General features: G+C 44.3%; 13 protein-coding genes. 9 read left to right on the top strand and 4 right to left on the bottom strand.

From position 1 onward, the window contains the following. Both ACXAH2_RS09190 and arfB read right to left on the bottom strand, forming a co-directional pair. On the bottom strand, window positions 1-206 hold a 206-nt coding region (locus ACXAH2_RS09190), incomplete at its 3' end, for a hypothetical protein (RefSeq protein ID WP_475078053.1). A gap of 431 nt (window positions 207-637) precedes the next feature. Beyond that, entirely contained in the window at window positions 638-1,051 is a 414-nt protein-coding gene (gene arfB / locus ACXAH2_RS09195) for an alternative ribosome rescue aminoacyl-tRNA hydrolase ArfB (RefSeq protein ID WP_475078054.1), read from the bottom strand. A 148-nt stretch (window positions 1,052-1,199) separates the two neighbouring features. On the opposite strand from arfB, the gene hisA reads away from it, so the two are divergent. From hisA to ACXAH2_RS09230, 7 genes are all read left to right on the top strand, one after another. Beyond that, complete coding sequence (gene hisA / locus ACXAH2_RS09200) at window positions 1,200-1,961, top strand: phosphoribosylformimino-5-aminoimidazole carboxamide ribotide isomerase (protein WP_475078055.1); 762 nt, start codon at window positions 1,200-1,202, stop codon at window positions 1,959-1,961. Between the two features lie 143 nt (window positions 1,962-2,104). After that, window positions 2,105-2,836, top strand: a complete 732-nt coding sequence (locus tag ACXAH2_RS09205) for a hypothetical protein (RefSeq protein WP_475078056.1) — start codon at window positions 2,105-2,107, stop codon at window positions 2,834-2,836. Between the two features lie 52 nt (window positions 2,837-2,888). Continuing rightward, window positions 2,889-3,200, top strand: a complete 312-nt coding sequence (locus tag ACXAH2_RS09210) for an antibiotic biosynthesis monooxygenase family protein (protein WP_475078057.1) — start codon at window positions 2,889-2,891, stop codon at window positions 3,198-3,200. Window positions 3,201-3,436: 236 nt separating this feature from the next. Further along, on the top strand, window positions 3,437-5,305 hold the full coding sequence (locus ACXAH2_RS09215; protein ID WP_475078058.1) for a cation:proton antiporter domain-containing protein: 1,869 nt from the start codon (window positions 3,437-3,439) through the stop codon (window positions 5,303-5,305). 89 nt (window positions 5,306-5,394) lie between these two features. Beyond that, window positions 5,395-5,922, top strand: coding sequence for a menaquinone-dependent protoporphyrinogen IX dehydrogenase (gene hemG / locus ACXAH2_RS09220; protein ID WP_475078060.1), 528 nt, complete (start codon window positions 5,395-5,397; stop codon window positions 5,920-5,922). A 163-nt stretch (window positions 5,923-6,085) separates the two neighbouring features. Then, window positions 6,086-7,507 carry an SLC13 family permease gene (locus ACXAH2_RS09225; RefSeq protein WP_475078061.1) on the top strand — a complete coding sequence of 474 codons (1,422 nt, stop codon included), beginning with the start codon at window positions 6,086-6,088 and terminating at the stop codon, window positions 7,505-7,507. Window positions 7,508-7,594: 87 nt separating this feature from the next. After that, on the top strand, window positions 7,595-8,950 hold the full coding sequence (locus ACXAH2_RS09230) for a YdgA family protein (RefSeq protein ID WP_475078062.1): 1,356 nt from the start codon (window positions 7,595-7,597) through the stop codon (window positions 8,948-8,950). Window positions 8,951-9,080: 130 nt separating this feature from the next. On the opposite strand, the gene ACXAH2_RS09235 is transcribed toward ACXAH2_RS09230, so the two are convergent. Continuing rightward, a complete protein-coding gene (locus tag ACXAH2_RS09235; RefSeq protein WP_475078064.1) occupies window positions 9,081-9,839 on the bottom strand; it encodes an SPOR domain-containing protein in 759 nt (252 codons plus the stop codon). 66 nt (window positions 9,840-9,905) lie between these two features. Continuing rightward, window positions 9,906-10,337 (bottom strand): YqaA family protein, encoded by a 432-nt coding sequence (locus ACXAH2_RS09240; RefSeq protein WP_475078065.1) that lies wholly within the window; start codon window positions 10,335-10,337, stop codon window positions 9,906-9,908. Window positions 10,338-10,514: 177 nt separating this feature from the next. On the opposite strand from ACXAH2_RS09240, the gene ACXAH2_RS09245 reads away from it, so the two are divergent. Together ACXAH2_RS09245 and ACXAH2_RS09250 are read left to right on the top strand one after the other, a co-directional pair. Then, complete coding sequence (locus ACXAH2_RS09245) at window positions 10,515-12,122, top strand: methyl-accepting chemotaxis protein (RefSeq protein ID WP_475078066.1); 1,608 nt, start codon at window positions 10,515-10,517, stop codon at window positions 12,120-12,122. 480 nt (window positions 12,123-12,602) lie between these two features. Continuing rightward, a complete protein-coding gene (locus ACXAH2_RS09250; protein ID WP_475078067.1) occupies window positions 12,603-15,728 on the top strand; it encodes a phosphorylase b kinase regulatory subunit alpha/beta in 3,126 nt (1,041 codons plus the stop codon). The last annotated feature ends 10 nt before the right edge of the window (window positions 15,729-15,738 follow it).

Here is a 15,738-nt window from a genome sequence, read left to right on the forward strand (position 1 = left end):
GCCAACAACACCCCCGGCGCGGACAAATAGGCCGACAACATAATCTGCGCTATGTATTTTTGATGGCGACGACAAGGGGCCAAAAGAGAAAAATGAGAAGAAGAGGGAGAATACGCCAAAGGCGAGGTTAACCTTATGACTGAATGACCACGACGCCAACCAAAGCGTTTGGCAACAAAACGAACCACATCTAATAATGCAAACATCAGCCTCTTCCCTAAGTACTTCATTTTATTTAACAAAAAGCTGAGATGGACAGATTGCTGTTACGAATTCCAAAGCAAACACACATCAAAGCAAAAGACACTTCACAAAAAAAATTACATTAAATTGACGCCAATTTACAATAACTAGAAAGGTATTTCCAGCGAAAAAAAGGATTTTGTGCAATTTTTCAACACAGATTGACTCGAAGATAAGATAATCATTAGCGATTACTCTAAAATGGAATTGATAATCCTAAAGGGACAACTCTCTTTAAGAAGGTCACATTTGTTAAAAGAATCACATTTTTTAAGAGAACTAAGATTGTTAAGAAGTCCCCTCTTGGAATGGCTTTCCGCTTTATCGTGGTTCAACGTTAAGTTGTTTACAAACCAAGCCGAATAGATGATTAAATAGCAGTTTATTGCCAAACCTACCCCCAATCATTTCTTCTTAGGCTCTTAATCTGCCCCTTTCTTTTTTTATCATCCACGCGTTTTTTCTTAGCCGCACGGCTGGGTTTGGTCGGGCGTCTCACCTTTTGAACTTTTATGGCGTTGAGAATGAGTTCTTTGAGTCGCGCCAAAGCATCTTCACGATTCATTTCTTGGGTACGGTGCTGTTGCGCTTTGATGATGATGTCGCCTTCTTTGGTCAGACGCGAGTCGTTCAGTTGCAGCAGTCTTTGTTTGTAAAACTCGGGCAGTGAAGAGTTGGGCACATTAAAACGCAGATGAATCGCGGAAGACACTTTGTTGACGTTTTGTCCGCCCGCGCCTTGTGCTCGAATAGCGGTTAATTCGATTTCGTCATCAGGAATGGTAACTGCGAGGGATATGGGCAACATGGTCGGTGTTTCTTTGGCTATTTGATTTCGATTTAATTGAGAAGAAAGAGTATATCAGGATTTGTAATTTGTGACTTTGCGGCATCGTTTCGCACGTGTTTATCCGTTATACTGGGTGTTTTATTTCAGCTAAATTTAGGAGTGTCATGTGACCCAGTTCCGCCCTTGTATCGACTTACATCAAGGTAAGGTCAAGCAAATTGTTGGCGGCAGCCTTAACGATGCAGGCGCAACGGAAAACTTCATCAGTGAATACAATGCCGAGCATTATGCTCGCTTGTATCATCAGCATGGGTTAACGGGAGGTCATGTGATTGCGTTAGGCAAAGGCAATAAAGATGAGGCCATGAGCGCCTTACGCGCCTACCCTAATGGCTTACAATACGGCGGTGGCGTGAAAGATTCCAACGCAGCCAGTTATCTTGACGCCGGTGCTTCCCACGTGATTGTGACCTCTTATTTATTTGAAAATGGTGAGTTCTCTTGGGATCGCCTTGATAAAATCAAACGCGAAACAGGAACCGACCGTTTGGTGCTGGATTTAAGTTGCCGCCGCGCAGCAAATGGTTGGTTCATTGCTACGGATCGCTGGCAAACCGTCACTTCAACTCAGGTGAATCACGATAACTTGGTGGAACTGGCCAATCATTGCGATGAGTTTTTAGTTCACGCCGCCGATGTGGAAGGCTTGCAAGCCGGCATTGATGAAGACTTGGTTAGCCTCCTTGGGAAGGCCTGTCCTGTTGCGGTTACCTACGCTGGCGGCGCGCGCTCACTGGACGATTTAAAGCGTGTGCACGAGTTGTCTGCGGGTAAAGTGGATTTAACCATTGGCAGTGCATTGGATATTTTTGGTGGTAAGGGTGTGACGCTGGACGAATGCATTTTGTGGAATCAATCCCAAACATAGTGACTTGTCTCCCTTGCAGCAATAAGCTTTACACTTTATTTAGTCAAATCCGACTGCTAGGTCGACACAGGCCATCTCGACATCAAGTACCGCATACCGCATACTTGAGGTCTTTATTTTTTGCTAATTGTCAGGACGGTTAGATGTCTATATTCCGCAGTGGCCTGTTACTGGTAACGCTCTTTTTGAGCGCTTGCTCTATGCCCATACTATCCCCTCAACAAAACACCCCTGACCAAGTTGAAGAAACCTCAGATGATTTGCTCACCCCCAATATGCAAGGGGTGATAGAAGAGCCAACAAAAGCCCCGGGCTTCGCTGAAGATTTAGCAGAGTTAAGTCAGTACCAAGAAAATGCGCAGCAATATTATCAGAGGTTAAATACTCGCCTTGGCAGCGCAGCTAAGCCACCAAGAATTATTGAGGCCAATTTGTTGTCTCGTGAGGCTCTGCAAGCCAGCATTCAAGAGTTACGCAGCTATATTAGCCAAACCAATACGGACTTAGCGGCGCTTGATGCCCGCGTTCGTGAACGTCAACAAAGGCCCACTAAGGGTAATCTAGTGCGGTTTTTTCTGTCCGATATCTTGGTGAATGACAGCAAAGGGCGCTTCAAAGCGCAGCCCCTTATTGGTCAATGGGTACGTGGCGAATCGCGTGTTATTCGTTTAAAAGATAACTTTTTGTTTGACGGTTCCCATTCAGAAGACGTCACCATTACTTTTTCAGAGCGTTATCAAATTCTGATTAATGGTGAAGTGGTGATGACGGTTTCACCACAAAGAGAGAAAAATACCGCTCAGTTCCAAGTGCCAACACAAGATTTAGACGGTTCATTGATGGGCAAACTGGATTATCGTTTGGTCAATAATTAATTCATCTTACCTGGTTAAGCTTTATTTGACGTAAAGCATAAAAGGAGTACGCATGATTGCCAGAGAATGGAGGGCCACTTGCCCAAAAGAGCATGAAGAAGGCTTCATTGCTTACTTATACGAAACAGGCATAAAAGACACATCAGCAACCAAAGGCTTTATTGGCGCGCAAATTCTACATCGGGATGTAGAAGATCAGGCTGAAATTACCTTATTGACCTATTGGAAAGACCTCAATTGTATCAAAGCCTTTGCTGGTGAAGACATTAGCATTGCTAAGTTATACCCTGAAGACGCGAAGTATCAGTTAAAACCCGATCATCATGTCAGCCATTACCATGTTGGTGAAAATATGTGGCGATAACACAGCGATCAAATGCCGATTGCATACCATTTTCAAGCAGCGGTGACAGCTTAATTCACGCCTTCCTGAATTCACTCCATCATATCTTGTTTTACATTGCTTATTTTATACATTCTTCGGTTATTCTGAGCGCTTGGCTGATAAACAATGGCGCCTAATAAATGTAAAGACGCAAAAAATGTGGCACAGTTCGGTTGTGACCAGCCGCCTTAAATGTTCAAAAATTAGGATTCTCCATGACTGATGCCTTATTACTGACTTTTATCTTTCTTATTGCCGGTGTGATTTCGGTGCCTGTTGCCGCGCGCTTGGGCCTAGGTTCGGTACTGGGCTATTTATTAGCCGGCATCTTGATTAGCCCTTTGTTGTCTTTATTTCATGTTGACATAGTGTCACTGCAACACTTTGCTGAGTTAGGCGTAGTGCTGATGTTGTTTCTGGTTGGATTGGAGCTGCATCCGAAAAAGTTATGGTCGATGAAAGCACGCCTGTTTGGCTTAGGCGGTGGGCAAGTCTTATTCTGTGCCGTCCTTATTAGCGCTGTGGCCATGATGTTTGATTTACCTTGGCAAAGCAGTGTTGCCATTGGTATGGTATTGGCTTTGTCCTCGACCGCCATTGTGATTCAATCTCTGAGCGAAAAAGGTCTAATGAAGTCTGATGGTGGCCAATCCTCTTTTATCGTCTTACTTGCGCAAGACATTCTCGTCATTCCTATGCTGGCCATCATCCCTTTATTGGCCCTACCTGAATTACTGCACTTAACAGATTCTGGCGACGCAGAGACAACCAGTCACGGCGCCGCCTTATTAGAAGGCTTGGCTTCTTGGCAAGTGCCGCTGGTCATCATTGCCGCCATTGCAAGCATCATCATAGGCGGCAGTTATTTGGTCACCCCCATCTTTCGTTTTATCGCTGTGGCGCAACTGCGCGAGTTATTTACTGCAACGGCCTTGATGTTTGTGGTTGGTACCACCTTATTAATGTCTTTGGTTGGCTTATCACCTGCTTTGGGAACCTTTTTGGCTGGTGTCGTCTTAGCCAATTCACCTTATCGACATGAACTGGAAAGTGACATTGCGCCCTTTAAAGGATTGTTGCTGGGACTCTTCTTTATGACGGTAGGTGCTGGTATCGATTTTGGCCTATTGACTGATAAATTTTTACTCATTTGCGCGCTGACACTTGGTTTAATCCTACTCAAAGCTTGCGTGCTCTGGCTGTTAGGCTGGGCCTTTAAGATTCGCGGTTCCAACCGCTGGTTGTTTGCGCTGGGGTTGGCGCAAGCTGGAGAGTTTGGCTTTGTCCTCTTATCCTTTACCGTTAGCAATGGCGTGATTGTCGAGGACATTGCCAATTTGCTGTTGCTCGTCGTCACGCTTTCCATGCTGCTGACGCCTTTGCTGTTTATTCTTTATGATAAAATTATTGCCCCCATCTATGCTGCCGATAACAGTGATCAAGAATACGATGAGATGCCAGACGACAATAAGATTTTGATCGCAGGTTCAGGTCGAGTTGGTTCCACCATAGACAACATTTTACGCTTGGCCAATTATCACTCTACCGTGATTGATTTTAGTACCAAACGCCTAGAAGCACTGAAGAAATTTGGCGTAAAAAATTATTTTGGTGACGCCACTCGTCCCGATTTATTGGAAGCCGCTGGCATTGAAGACGCCAAGGTTTTCATCATTGCGATCGATAATCCAGAGCAAGTCACTCAGTTAGTCAAACATGTAACACATCACTATCCGCACCTTCATATCATAGCGCGAGCCTTTGATAACAATCATGTCTACGACCTCTGGTCCTATGGTTGTCGCGATATTATTCGTGAGACCTATGACAGCAGTATGCGCATGGGACGTTCTACTTTTGAAGCCCTGGGTATGAGTCGCGATAAGGCTGAAAAAATGATCGATGTGTTTGTTCAACACGATAAAGTGTCCATGGTTGAAGTCGCCGATGCCCATAAGATTGGCGTGCCTTTCCATGAAAATCAGGCCTTTATTCAACGCCTACGAGAATACTTAGAAGAGAAAAATCCCCATTTACAAGCCGCGATGGAAAACATCAAGCAGCAAGGTGAACAAGAAAAGTAAATGACACGCAATATTTTGACAGTGTTGGTGGGAATGTTTATAACATGGCAGCAAATGCATACTTAGAAGAGGCAGATTTCTGACGATAAATGGCGAATATTTTATTTGTATACTCAACCACTGACGGTCACACGCTGAAAATCAGTCAAAGCATGCAAGCCTTCATTCAGCAACAAGGGCATCAGGTTACCTTGTTGCCAGTGGATCAGGTAGAAAAAGCGTTACTGAGCAGCCATGATAAGATCGTGATAGGCGCCAGCATTCGCTATGGCAAGCACCAAGCTGGTTTGGTGAGCTTTATCCAAGAACATAAAACACTCATTGAAATGAAACCCAGTGCTTTTTTCACCGTCAATTTGGTGGCTCGTAAAGCCGAAAAATGCACCCCTGAGACCAATCCCTATATTATTAAATTGCTCGATGAACTGGATTGGCAACCGTCTTTAAAGGGGGTATTTGGCGGACGTCTGAATTATCAGCAATACGGTTTTCTGGATCGAAATATGATTCGTTTTATCATGTGGGTAACCAAAGGCCCTACCGATCCCAAAACGGATCAAGATTTTACCAATTGGCAAAAAGTCGATGAGTTTGCACAAGCGGTTTGTCAGTTGTAACGGCAACAAAGAACAATCGATGCCAATACTCCCTATGGCCATAAAAATGGATGACCATAAAAATGGCGATATAGGCAACAAAGCATTTGTGCTTTATGAGGGTTTTCATTAGACCATAACTTGAACAGACAAGCCTTTAGAATTAACGTTCAGGACACCTATTATGTCGCAAAATACAGAGTCATCCGTTACTAAAAACCGCTTTAATACAAGACTGAAACAATCCTGGCCCCTGTATGGCATTATCATAGCGACGTTGATACTGGTGACCTTAAGTCATGGCTATTTAAGTTGGCAGCAAAGTCTCACCGCAGGACTTCTCTTTGCTTGTATCGTGTTATGGGCAACCTCTCTTGTTCCAGCCTACTTACCCGCACTGGGTCTGTTTGCCTTTGCCACGGCAACCCAGTTGGCTCCGAATCAAGTCACCTTCGCTGGTTTTCACTCTTCGACTTTCTGGCTACTGTTTAGCGGTATGATTTTTGGTGCGGCCATTAAACACACGGGACTGAATCAAAGAACCACTTATTTACTCACCCAAATTCTGGGTAACAGTTATCGCGGCACCATCATTAAAATTGCCTTGTTCGCTATGGCCTTGGCTTTCTTGATTCCATCTGGTGTGGGACGGGTGGTATTAATTATTCCCATTGTTGCCAGCTTAGCAGACCATTTTGGTTATGATGAAAAGGCTAATGGTCGTACCGGCATGTTATTAGCAGCGGCTTTTGGCACCTTTTCACCAGCTTTTGCCATTTTGCCTGCTAATGCTCCCAATATGTTATTGGCGGGTATGCTGGAAGCCTTGTACGGCTCGCCTGTGTCCTATTGGCAATATTTGACCCTGCATTTCCCGGTACTCGGATTGGGCAAACTGGTACTGATTACCAGCATTATTTTGTGGCTGTTTCCAGATCAAGACCCAGATAAAAATCTCACTAAGATAGATCAACAAAGTGCCATGACGAAACTTGAAAAACGCTTGCTGTGGGTATTGTGTATCTGTTTTGCGTTTTGGTTTACCGATGCGATACACCATATTTCTCCAGGTTGGATTGGTTTGATTGCCGCGATTGTCTGCTTATGGCCAAAATCAGGCTTAACCAGCAGAGAATGTGTCGATAAAGACATTCAATATGGCACTTTATTTTTCGCCGCAGGTGTCATTGGCTTGAGTGCCATTACCGCCTATTCCGGTTTGGGAGACATTTTGGTAAATAAACTTACCAGTGCTGTGCCCTTTGCAAGTGGAGCGGCGTTTCTGAATCTTAGTCTACTGACCTTGGTATCCACTTGCGTGGCGGTGGTAACCAACCTGACTGGGGTACCCGCTATCATGACCCCCATGGCAGAACATTTAGCCGAGATTACAGGGTTATCCACTCACGCTGTGCTGATGAGCCAAGTATTGGCCTTTTCCAATGTTCTATTGCCTTATCAAGCGCCCCCCCTCATTACCGCCATAGCATTGGGTCGATTATCAATCAGCGCAGTGAGCAAGGTCTGTTTGCTCAGTTTTACGCTGACTTGCTTAATCTTATTGCCCTTAAATCTGCTTTGGTGGCAATTTTTAGGAGCCATTTAAGTTTTATTTTGCCTGCTTAGCAAGGTATGATTTGCCATTCCTATCAATGTCTTAGTAAAAGGAATTTTCAGTGAAAAAATCCTCGCTGTGTTGGTCTTTGCATTACTGGCAGCTTGCCTTGTCGCGCCCAAATTCATTGCCCCAAAATATGAAGAAGAAGTCTCACAACTGGTCACCAATTTAAACAATACCTCAGGTTACCAAGTGACGATGGAATCATTAGAAGACACTTGGTTCACCTCGAAAAAGGTCATTCATCTTGTCTATGATTTAGCCACCATTGAGCCTTCTTTATATGGCCAAAAAATTACAGTGGATTTGATGCTGGATGTCCATTATGGCCCAATACTGCTGTCCGAAAATGGGTTGATTGGCTTATTTGACCTTCATGCCTATTACGCTGGCGATACCTTGCGCGACACTTTAAATTGGCCTACTGATCAAGACTTCTACAGGGCATCAGTGGTCATGGATGTGCTGGGCAATATTCGTTCAGCGGATGAAATCCCTGCCTTCGACATTGAAAATGGTAATTTTACCTTTAGCGGTTACCAGGGCCAAGGCGAATTCACAGCAAACAGCTTGGACTACCAAGGCCAAGTAGAACAGGTAAAGCTTGATAAGCCCGATAACAAACTGAACTTAACCAACGCCTTACTGACAATCGATATTCAAAGTGGTATGGATGTTGTATCGTCTGGCGGCTTATACGATGGTGATATTGGCCTTAATGTTGAGCAGCTGACGTTGGGGAATCAAGCGAACCCTGTAGCATTGGATATTCAGGATACAAAAATTTTGTTATCTTCATTACTCGATCAAACCAGTCAACTTGGCAAAATCATCACCCAGTATTCTGTTGATACCTTCAAGAGTGACGAGTTCAATGCTGAGGATTTATCTTTGGTTGTTGAAATGAACAACTTAAGTAACCAGTTCTTCTTAGACTACAAAACCTTTTCAGATACCTTGTTAGCCGACGACAATGTGTCACCGCAGGAAATGACCCTAGCTTTGTTTGCTTTCATGACAGAAAACATGAATGAGCTATTCGCTAAAAACCCACAATTGAATATCACAGATCTAAGTGGTCGCTTAGCAGAAGGCGCTTTCAATGCAAACTTTAATACTCACCTGAAAGAAATTCAGGACCCTATTAGTATGGAGCAGTTGATAGATCAAAATTTCTGGCTATGGAACTTGATTGCTACCGGTACTTTGCAAGCCGATGAGTCTTTGATCACTAGCTTGGGCGAACGCTATTTGGCACAACAAATTCGCACCACTACCGATTCGCCTCAAGTTAAGCAACAGGTACAGATGCTGCTGAATAACTTTGTTCAGCAAGGCATTATCAAACGTGATAAAGACAAGCTGATGACGGAAATTACGATCGCTGACGGTCAAGGTAAAATCTACGACTTCCCTTTCCCACTCATGTAAAACCTCTTGGCATCAATGGCAAAGTAAGCAAATGGGTGATAACGAGAATACAAAAATGGCTGCCTGCTTATTAAGAAGGCAGCCATTTTTTGTCGTTTAGACAATAATGACTATCAGGCATTAGATTGATTTAAAAAGCCTCACCATTGTATTGAGTCACCAAACAGTCTTTGCCTTTTTCCTTCAGCATCATACAGAAATCCGTGCTGAAAGATTTCTGTAGGAAAGGGCCCACTTTCAACTGATACATAGTACGGCCTTTCACTTCTTTCTGATTAATTCTCGGTAGCAAACCTTGGTAAGAGACTGGGTCTCTGTCCAACAGCAGTTGCCAGCCGCGCATCGCTTCATCGCGCTTGGAATACGCGGCTAATTGCACACCATAGCTGTCGTTCGACATTTTTTGTTGGACAGGCTTTTGCATTGTTTTATCGGCTGCCATTGCATCAGTGGTTAACGGAGCAGCCATGATAGGTGCAGCATCAGAAGATTCACTCGCCATACTGTCCATTGATGAGGTTTCTGTTACCGACATTGCCGCAGGTTCCATCGCCGTAGTTTCTTCTGCTACATTGCTCTCCATCACCATAGGTTCGACATTGGTTGCCGCCATGCTGTCATCTGCAACAATCACAGTTGACTGACTCGCCATTGGCATTTCATTGGCCGCTTCCATGGCTAATTTTTCCTGTTTTAACGAAGCCACTTCCGCCTCTAAAGCATCAATACGGTCTAGTTTCACCTGCGCTTCTTGCCATTGTTCATCGTGCTCTTTTACCTTTTGCTGTAGATCTTCGTATGTCATAAAGGTGTTTAATTCACCCGTTGATGAACAAGCTGCTAAGGCTAATCCCATTTGGACTAGGATTAACTTTTTTATGATTCCCATAACTCTTCTCTCCATCCAAACAAATTATTATGCTCTTGAGTACAGCCTCATATCCTAGAATAAAAGCTATTGTCCCGACAACACCTGCTGGCCCCACAACAAAAGTGCGTAACGACCTGCTTTACCTATCACCACCAAGGGAACAAAATACCACATGGAAGTCCGTAACAGGCCAGCGACCAAGGCAATACCATCGCCTATAATGGGTAGCCAAGTAAAGAGTAAACTCCAAACACCATAACGATTAAAGTACTTTTGCGCCAATAAACGCTGTTGTTCGCCCACGGGAAACCACCTGTGGTGAGCAAATTGCAACAAATACGCTCCCAATAACCAATTTGTACAGGCACCAAGGCTATTGCCAAGAGTAGCGAAAAACCACAGCGCCCCCAGATTGGCTTGCGCTTGTGCTGCATAAAACAGTAACAAGGCTTCTGAACCCAATGGCAATAATGTGGCCGATAGCAACGACACACCAAATACAATCCAATATTCCACAACGATTTTTTACCCTGTTTACCTCACATTGAGGTCATATCGCTTACTATCAGCAAAAACCATGATCTAGCTCATGAAACCTAGGTGGCTTTCATTATAAAAATAATTAATCTTACCTGTTGAGAGACAACAAACGCCAAAAAACCAACATAATAATCGTCCTAGGGAAGGTAAACCATGCTGAACCGAATTAATGATATCAAAATCCGCTATAAACTCTGGGCCATCATAGCCTTAATGTCTCTGGGTACAGCGGCACTGATTCTGGTTTCTCTATCCTCGCTTTTTTATAGCCATGTGGACGCTAGAAAAGAACGTACTGCCGATATTTTAGATATCGTGAACACATCTTTATCCAACTTTTACCATCAACAAGATCATCAGGCGCTTTCAAGTCAACAAGTGCGAGAGAACGCCCTAACCTTGTTAAGTGATTTCCGCTATGGAAAAGACCACAGCGTTTGGGTGTTGGACGATAGCCAAACCTTACTCAATGCCCCAAACCATTATCGCTCAAAACAGGCGCCCCGCTCTCTTTTGCAAGCGTTGCAAAACAGTCAGACTAAAAACGGCCACTACCAAGGGTTAGCATTTCACTATCAAGATCAACAAGGCAAAACCCATCGCATGATTGCCAGCGCCTTATCATTTACACCACTACAGCTCACTGTGGTGACCACAAGTTCAATGGATGAAGTCAGAAATTTTTTTATGGCAGCTTTGGTGGATTATGCGATCTTGGTGGGCATTCTAACCTTAGTGGTTGGTGGTACAGCCTTGTTTATCATTCATCTGGTAACCACTCGGGTGACCAGTTTGTGCAACACCATGACATCAGTCCAACACTCTGGTGATTTGACTCAGCGCGTAGAATTCAGTGGTAAAGACGAAATGGGCGCCATGGCTACGGCGTTTAATAGTATGATGAACGATTTTCAAAGCATAGTACGCAACGTCAGCCACTCCAGTGAAACCCTAGATGGTATCGTAGAACAAACCAATTACTCGACAACCAAAACCGTAGCGGGAGTAGCACGTCAGTTATCCAATACGGATCAAGCCACCGAATTGATGCAAGGGGTTCTCTTATCCGTGGAAGAAGCGCTTGGCATCGCCGAACAAGCCAATCATAAAACCGCCGAATTAGGTCAGCATTCACAACAAGGCTTGGGGGTAATGAACAAGGCTAATCAGGACATTCAAAGGTTGTCACAAGAAGTAGGACAAGCCGCACAACAAATTCAGACGTTACGAGAGGAAGTCAGTCACATTCATGAACGTTTGGGTATCATTTCCGAAGTGGCAGAACAAACCAACTTGCTGGCCCTAAACGCTGCCATTGAAGCCGCTCGCGCAGGAGAGCAAGGACGAGGCTTTGCCGTAGTGGCTGACGAAGTTCGCCATTTGGCGCAAAGATCGCAACTCGCGGCGACGGAAATTGGCGGCTTGATTAATCGTTTAACACAACAAACCGATACCGCCGTAGGCGTTATGGAGTCAGCGCAAAGTACCGCCAATCAGGGAGCAAACCAAACCCAACAAGCTGGACAAGCCTTTTCAGAGATTGCCGATGGCGTGAACACTATTTCCGAGCTCAACAGCCAGATTAGTCAAACAGCGAATAAGCAACACAATTCGTCGCAAACTGTTCATCATGCGTTGAGCGACATCGCTGTTATTTGTCAGGAAAACAACAATAACTCCAATGACATTCAAAGCTCGGTAAACAGCCTACAAGCCTGCGCCACTCAATTACGACAACTGGTACATCAATTCAGCATCTAAACTGAGATCGAACAACCAGAAAAAAGACAGGGTTTGCTATAAAGTCGAAATTTATCAAGAAAATACACTCACTATTTGAGACTTAGACTATGCTTAAGGAAGGTGTAGATAAGTCCACTAACAATGGCAACAACTTCCACCTTGCTACCCCTAGATACTTTAGGGGTCAGTATGAGAGCGGCTCGCTATTATTAGCGGCAAGCTTCGTCGTCCAATGTTGAACCTGTTGGCAAGAAGCGCCATTAAAAATAAAGCATTTAGCTGTGCGTTTAGGCCATGCAGACAAACTGACATGCAGAAGGCTTATGTGCAGCTTCCTTTTTAACAAGTTTGTTATATGTTTTTAGTAATTATGGAAGGTATGAACAAATCATGACTTAACATCATGCGCTAATCCCTAGAATCTATGTAGACGACATCGCATCTTCCTGTATGAAGAGCTCTTATTTTTATTAGGCTATTAAAAGGGTTGAAATAGTAATGCCATCTGATGCACAAGATAAGCTCGACTCTCTTTACAAACACATTCAAGCCGTGATCCTATCTCGCCAGCACCCTGTCACTGGTCTCTTTCCCGCCAGTACCAGTATTAACAGTCATGGCAACTACACCGATGCCTGGGTGCGAGATAACGTCTATAGTATTCAAGCCGTTTGGGCCTTGCACTTAGCCTACAAGCGTGCCTCGGATCCTGATAAACGTTCCCATGAATTGGAATTTGCCTGTATCAAAATGATGCGTGGCTTACTGTTCGCCATGATGCGCCAATCCCATAAAGTGGAAGCCTTTAAACACAGTTTGGACCCAAAAGACGCCTTACACGCCAAATACGATACCAAAACAGGACTGGAAGCCGTCGCAGACCATGCTTGGGGACATTTACAAATAGACGCCACCAGCTTCTATTTACTCATGCTGGCGCAAATGACAAAAGCGGGTTGTAGCCTTATTTTTTCTCGTGATGAATTCAATTTCATTCAGAATCTCATTTACTACATTTCACGCACCTATCGCACCCCTGATTACGGCATTTGGGAACGTGGTAATAAAGTGAACAATGGTAAAGCGGAAATTAATGCCAGTTCAGTGGGGATGGCCAAAGCCGCGATGGAGGCTATGGATGGACTCAATCTACTTGGTGATCAAGGACCGGAATGGGCGGTGGTTCATTCGTTTGCAGATGCCGTGGCACGAGCCGGTTCAGTACTGCAATCCTTACTGCCCAAGGAATCTCGTTCTAAAGAAGTCGACAGCGCCATTTTAAGCATCATCGGCTTCCCAGCATTTGCCGTAAATGACGAGCAACTAACGCGCCGTACGCGCCAAGAAATTATCAACAAACTCGGTGGAGAATACGGTTGTAAACGTTTCTTACTGGACGGTCACCAATCCGTATTAGAAGACCCAACACGCATGCACTACGAATACGATGAGTTGATTAATTTTGAACACATCGAATCAGAGTGGCCCTTATTCTTCACTTATTTGTACATCGACCGTCTGTTTGCCAGAGACTGGGAAAGCGCCAATTTTTACCGACACAAATTAGAGATCTTGATGGTGGAAAAAGACGGACACTCTTTGTTGCCGGAACTTTACTATGTGCCTCAAGAAAACATACTCGCGGAAAAAGCCAAGCCCGGCTCGCAACGTCGCGAGGCCAACGATAATTTGCCCTTAGTGTGGGCGCAAAGTTTATATTTGGTCGGAAAAATGCTCGACGAAGAGCTGATCACCACTGACGATTTGGACCCTCTTGGGCTGCACAGAAACCAACACCGTAAACATAAGGTCAGCACTTCCATGGTGATTCTGGCGCAGAATGATAAGGTTAAACAACGCTTAATGAATGCGGGGTGCTTATGCCAAACCTTAGCAGAAATTGCTCCGCTTAAAGCCATTACAGCGGAACAATTGGTGTCCACCTATCAGCACTTAGGTGAATCCACCAGCTTGAAATTAACAGGCAGGCCACATCGAGCGTTGAACAGTTTGGCGACTTCGCAGGCGTTTAGCATTAATAATGCTGATTATCTTTGCTTATCTTGGATTCAGAACGAAGACAAAGATTACCGAAAGATTGATCCAAGCCTTTTTCAAGTCCACATTCACAACGAACTCATTAATATCGCCAAACATTGGTATTACCGAGCCAACGCCGTTTTCAGTATTTTAATTGATGAAGCCATTTGTGAAATGAGCGACAGCGCTGAACTGTTCGAATTTATTCGCCTCTTACAGAAAGGTGAACATGAAAAGTACCGAGTGGTCCCCCAATCGGCAAAAAATGCCTTTAAATCCGGCAACCGTCGCACCATTACCATGAAAACCAGTAACAACTTAAGCTTAGGTATTCAACTTAAACAACACGCAAAAAACTGGCCTTTAACGGAGCAAACAGACTACTTTGCTTTGGATCAAGAACAGTTATCGTCCGAACAGTTACTCAGTCAGCTGGCTAATGAACCTTCTTTGCCGCAAGCCGTTCATTGCCTCACCTTATTGGCTGAACGCAAAGCACTGATGAATACCTTACCGAATTCTGAGCCCGCTACCACGGCATATAAGGTGCTCGATACCGTGTATTTTCAGGCTCTGATTAAAGAAGAATGGCGTGCCGCTCGTCAACTGTTTGCCTTACTCATCACGCCCACCACAGATTTAGCCACCTACATAGCCGACATTACAGTACGCCAGCGTTTATTGGTCATTGGTGAATCCCCACAAACAGAAATGGAAATCTACACACCTTTGCATCAAGACAAAATTATGGACATGCTGCGTCAGTCCTCAAGTTCACCGCTGAGTTTAGTATTGAGCCATGAACTGATTGCAATTACTGGCACCTTGATCCGCACTCATCCAGAGTTTTTCTCTGGGGTTCGCACCATTCGCATCCATAATTTGGTTATGTTGTGTGCACGGCATTTTAATCCCAGTGGTGATGTGCCTATCTATGACACCCTAGCCAACCTTTCCCCTTTCGATTTATATCAAACACTGGAACAGGTGCTACAACAAAAACACGATGAGTTTGCTCATGTTTCCAACACCCTACAATATCATCACACCGCTGATATTCAGGGCACAATGAAAGACATTGACTGGTTTGATTGGCGCAGCCAACAAGGCATGATCACCAAACTGCCTGATTCTTTGTTATTGCAACTCTGGGACAGTCTCAGTCACGTTAACACCATAGTGTTTGGCGATGTGCAAAGTAAAACCGCGTTAGATTGTACTCGCGCCCTGAACTCTATGACGCCAGGAGAAGATACCTTTGCCTTGTTGATTGAAGGCCTGACCTCAGACATTCATCCCAGTTGGTACAAAAGTCTTATTTTTGAGTGCCTCTATGCTTTTATTCAATTCTGCCAACAACATCCTAACTGCTTATTTAAACAAGAAATTAATCTACCTTTATTAGTGTCTAAGGCGGCATTGGACTATGCTAAACAATATCGCGCCAAACACCCAGATGAAGATAAGGTAGCGATTGCGTTAGACGAGTTCGCACAAATTACACCAAGTAAGGCCAATCAGTTTTTACGCTGGGCGGTCAGCAAATTCCACAGTCATCTAAGACAAAGTGATACGAGCAAATAAAATGATTCTT

The sequence above is a fragment of the Marinomonas sp. ABL3_031 genome, from assembly GCF_056161265.1.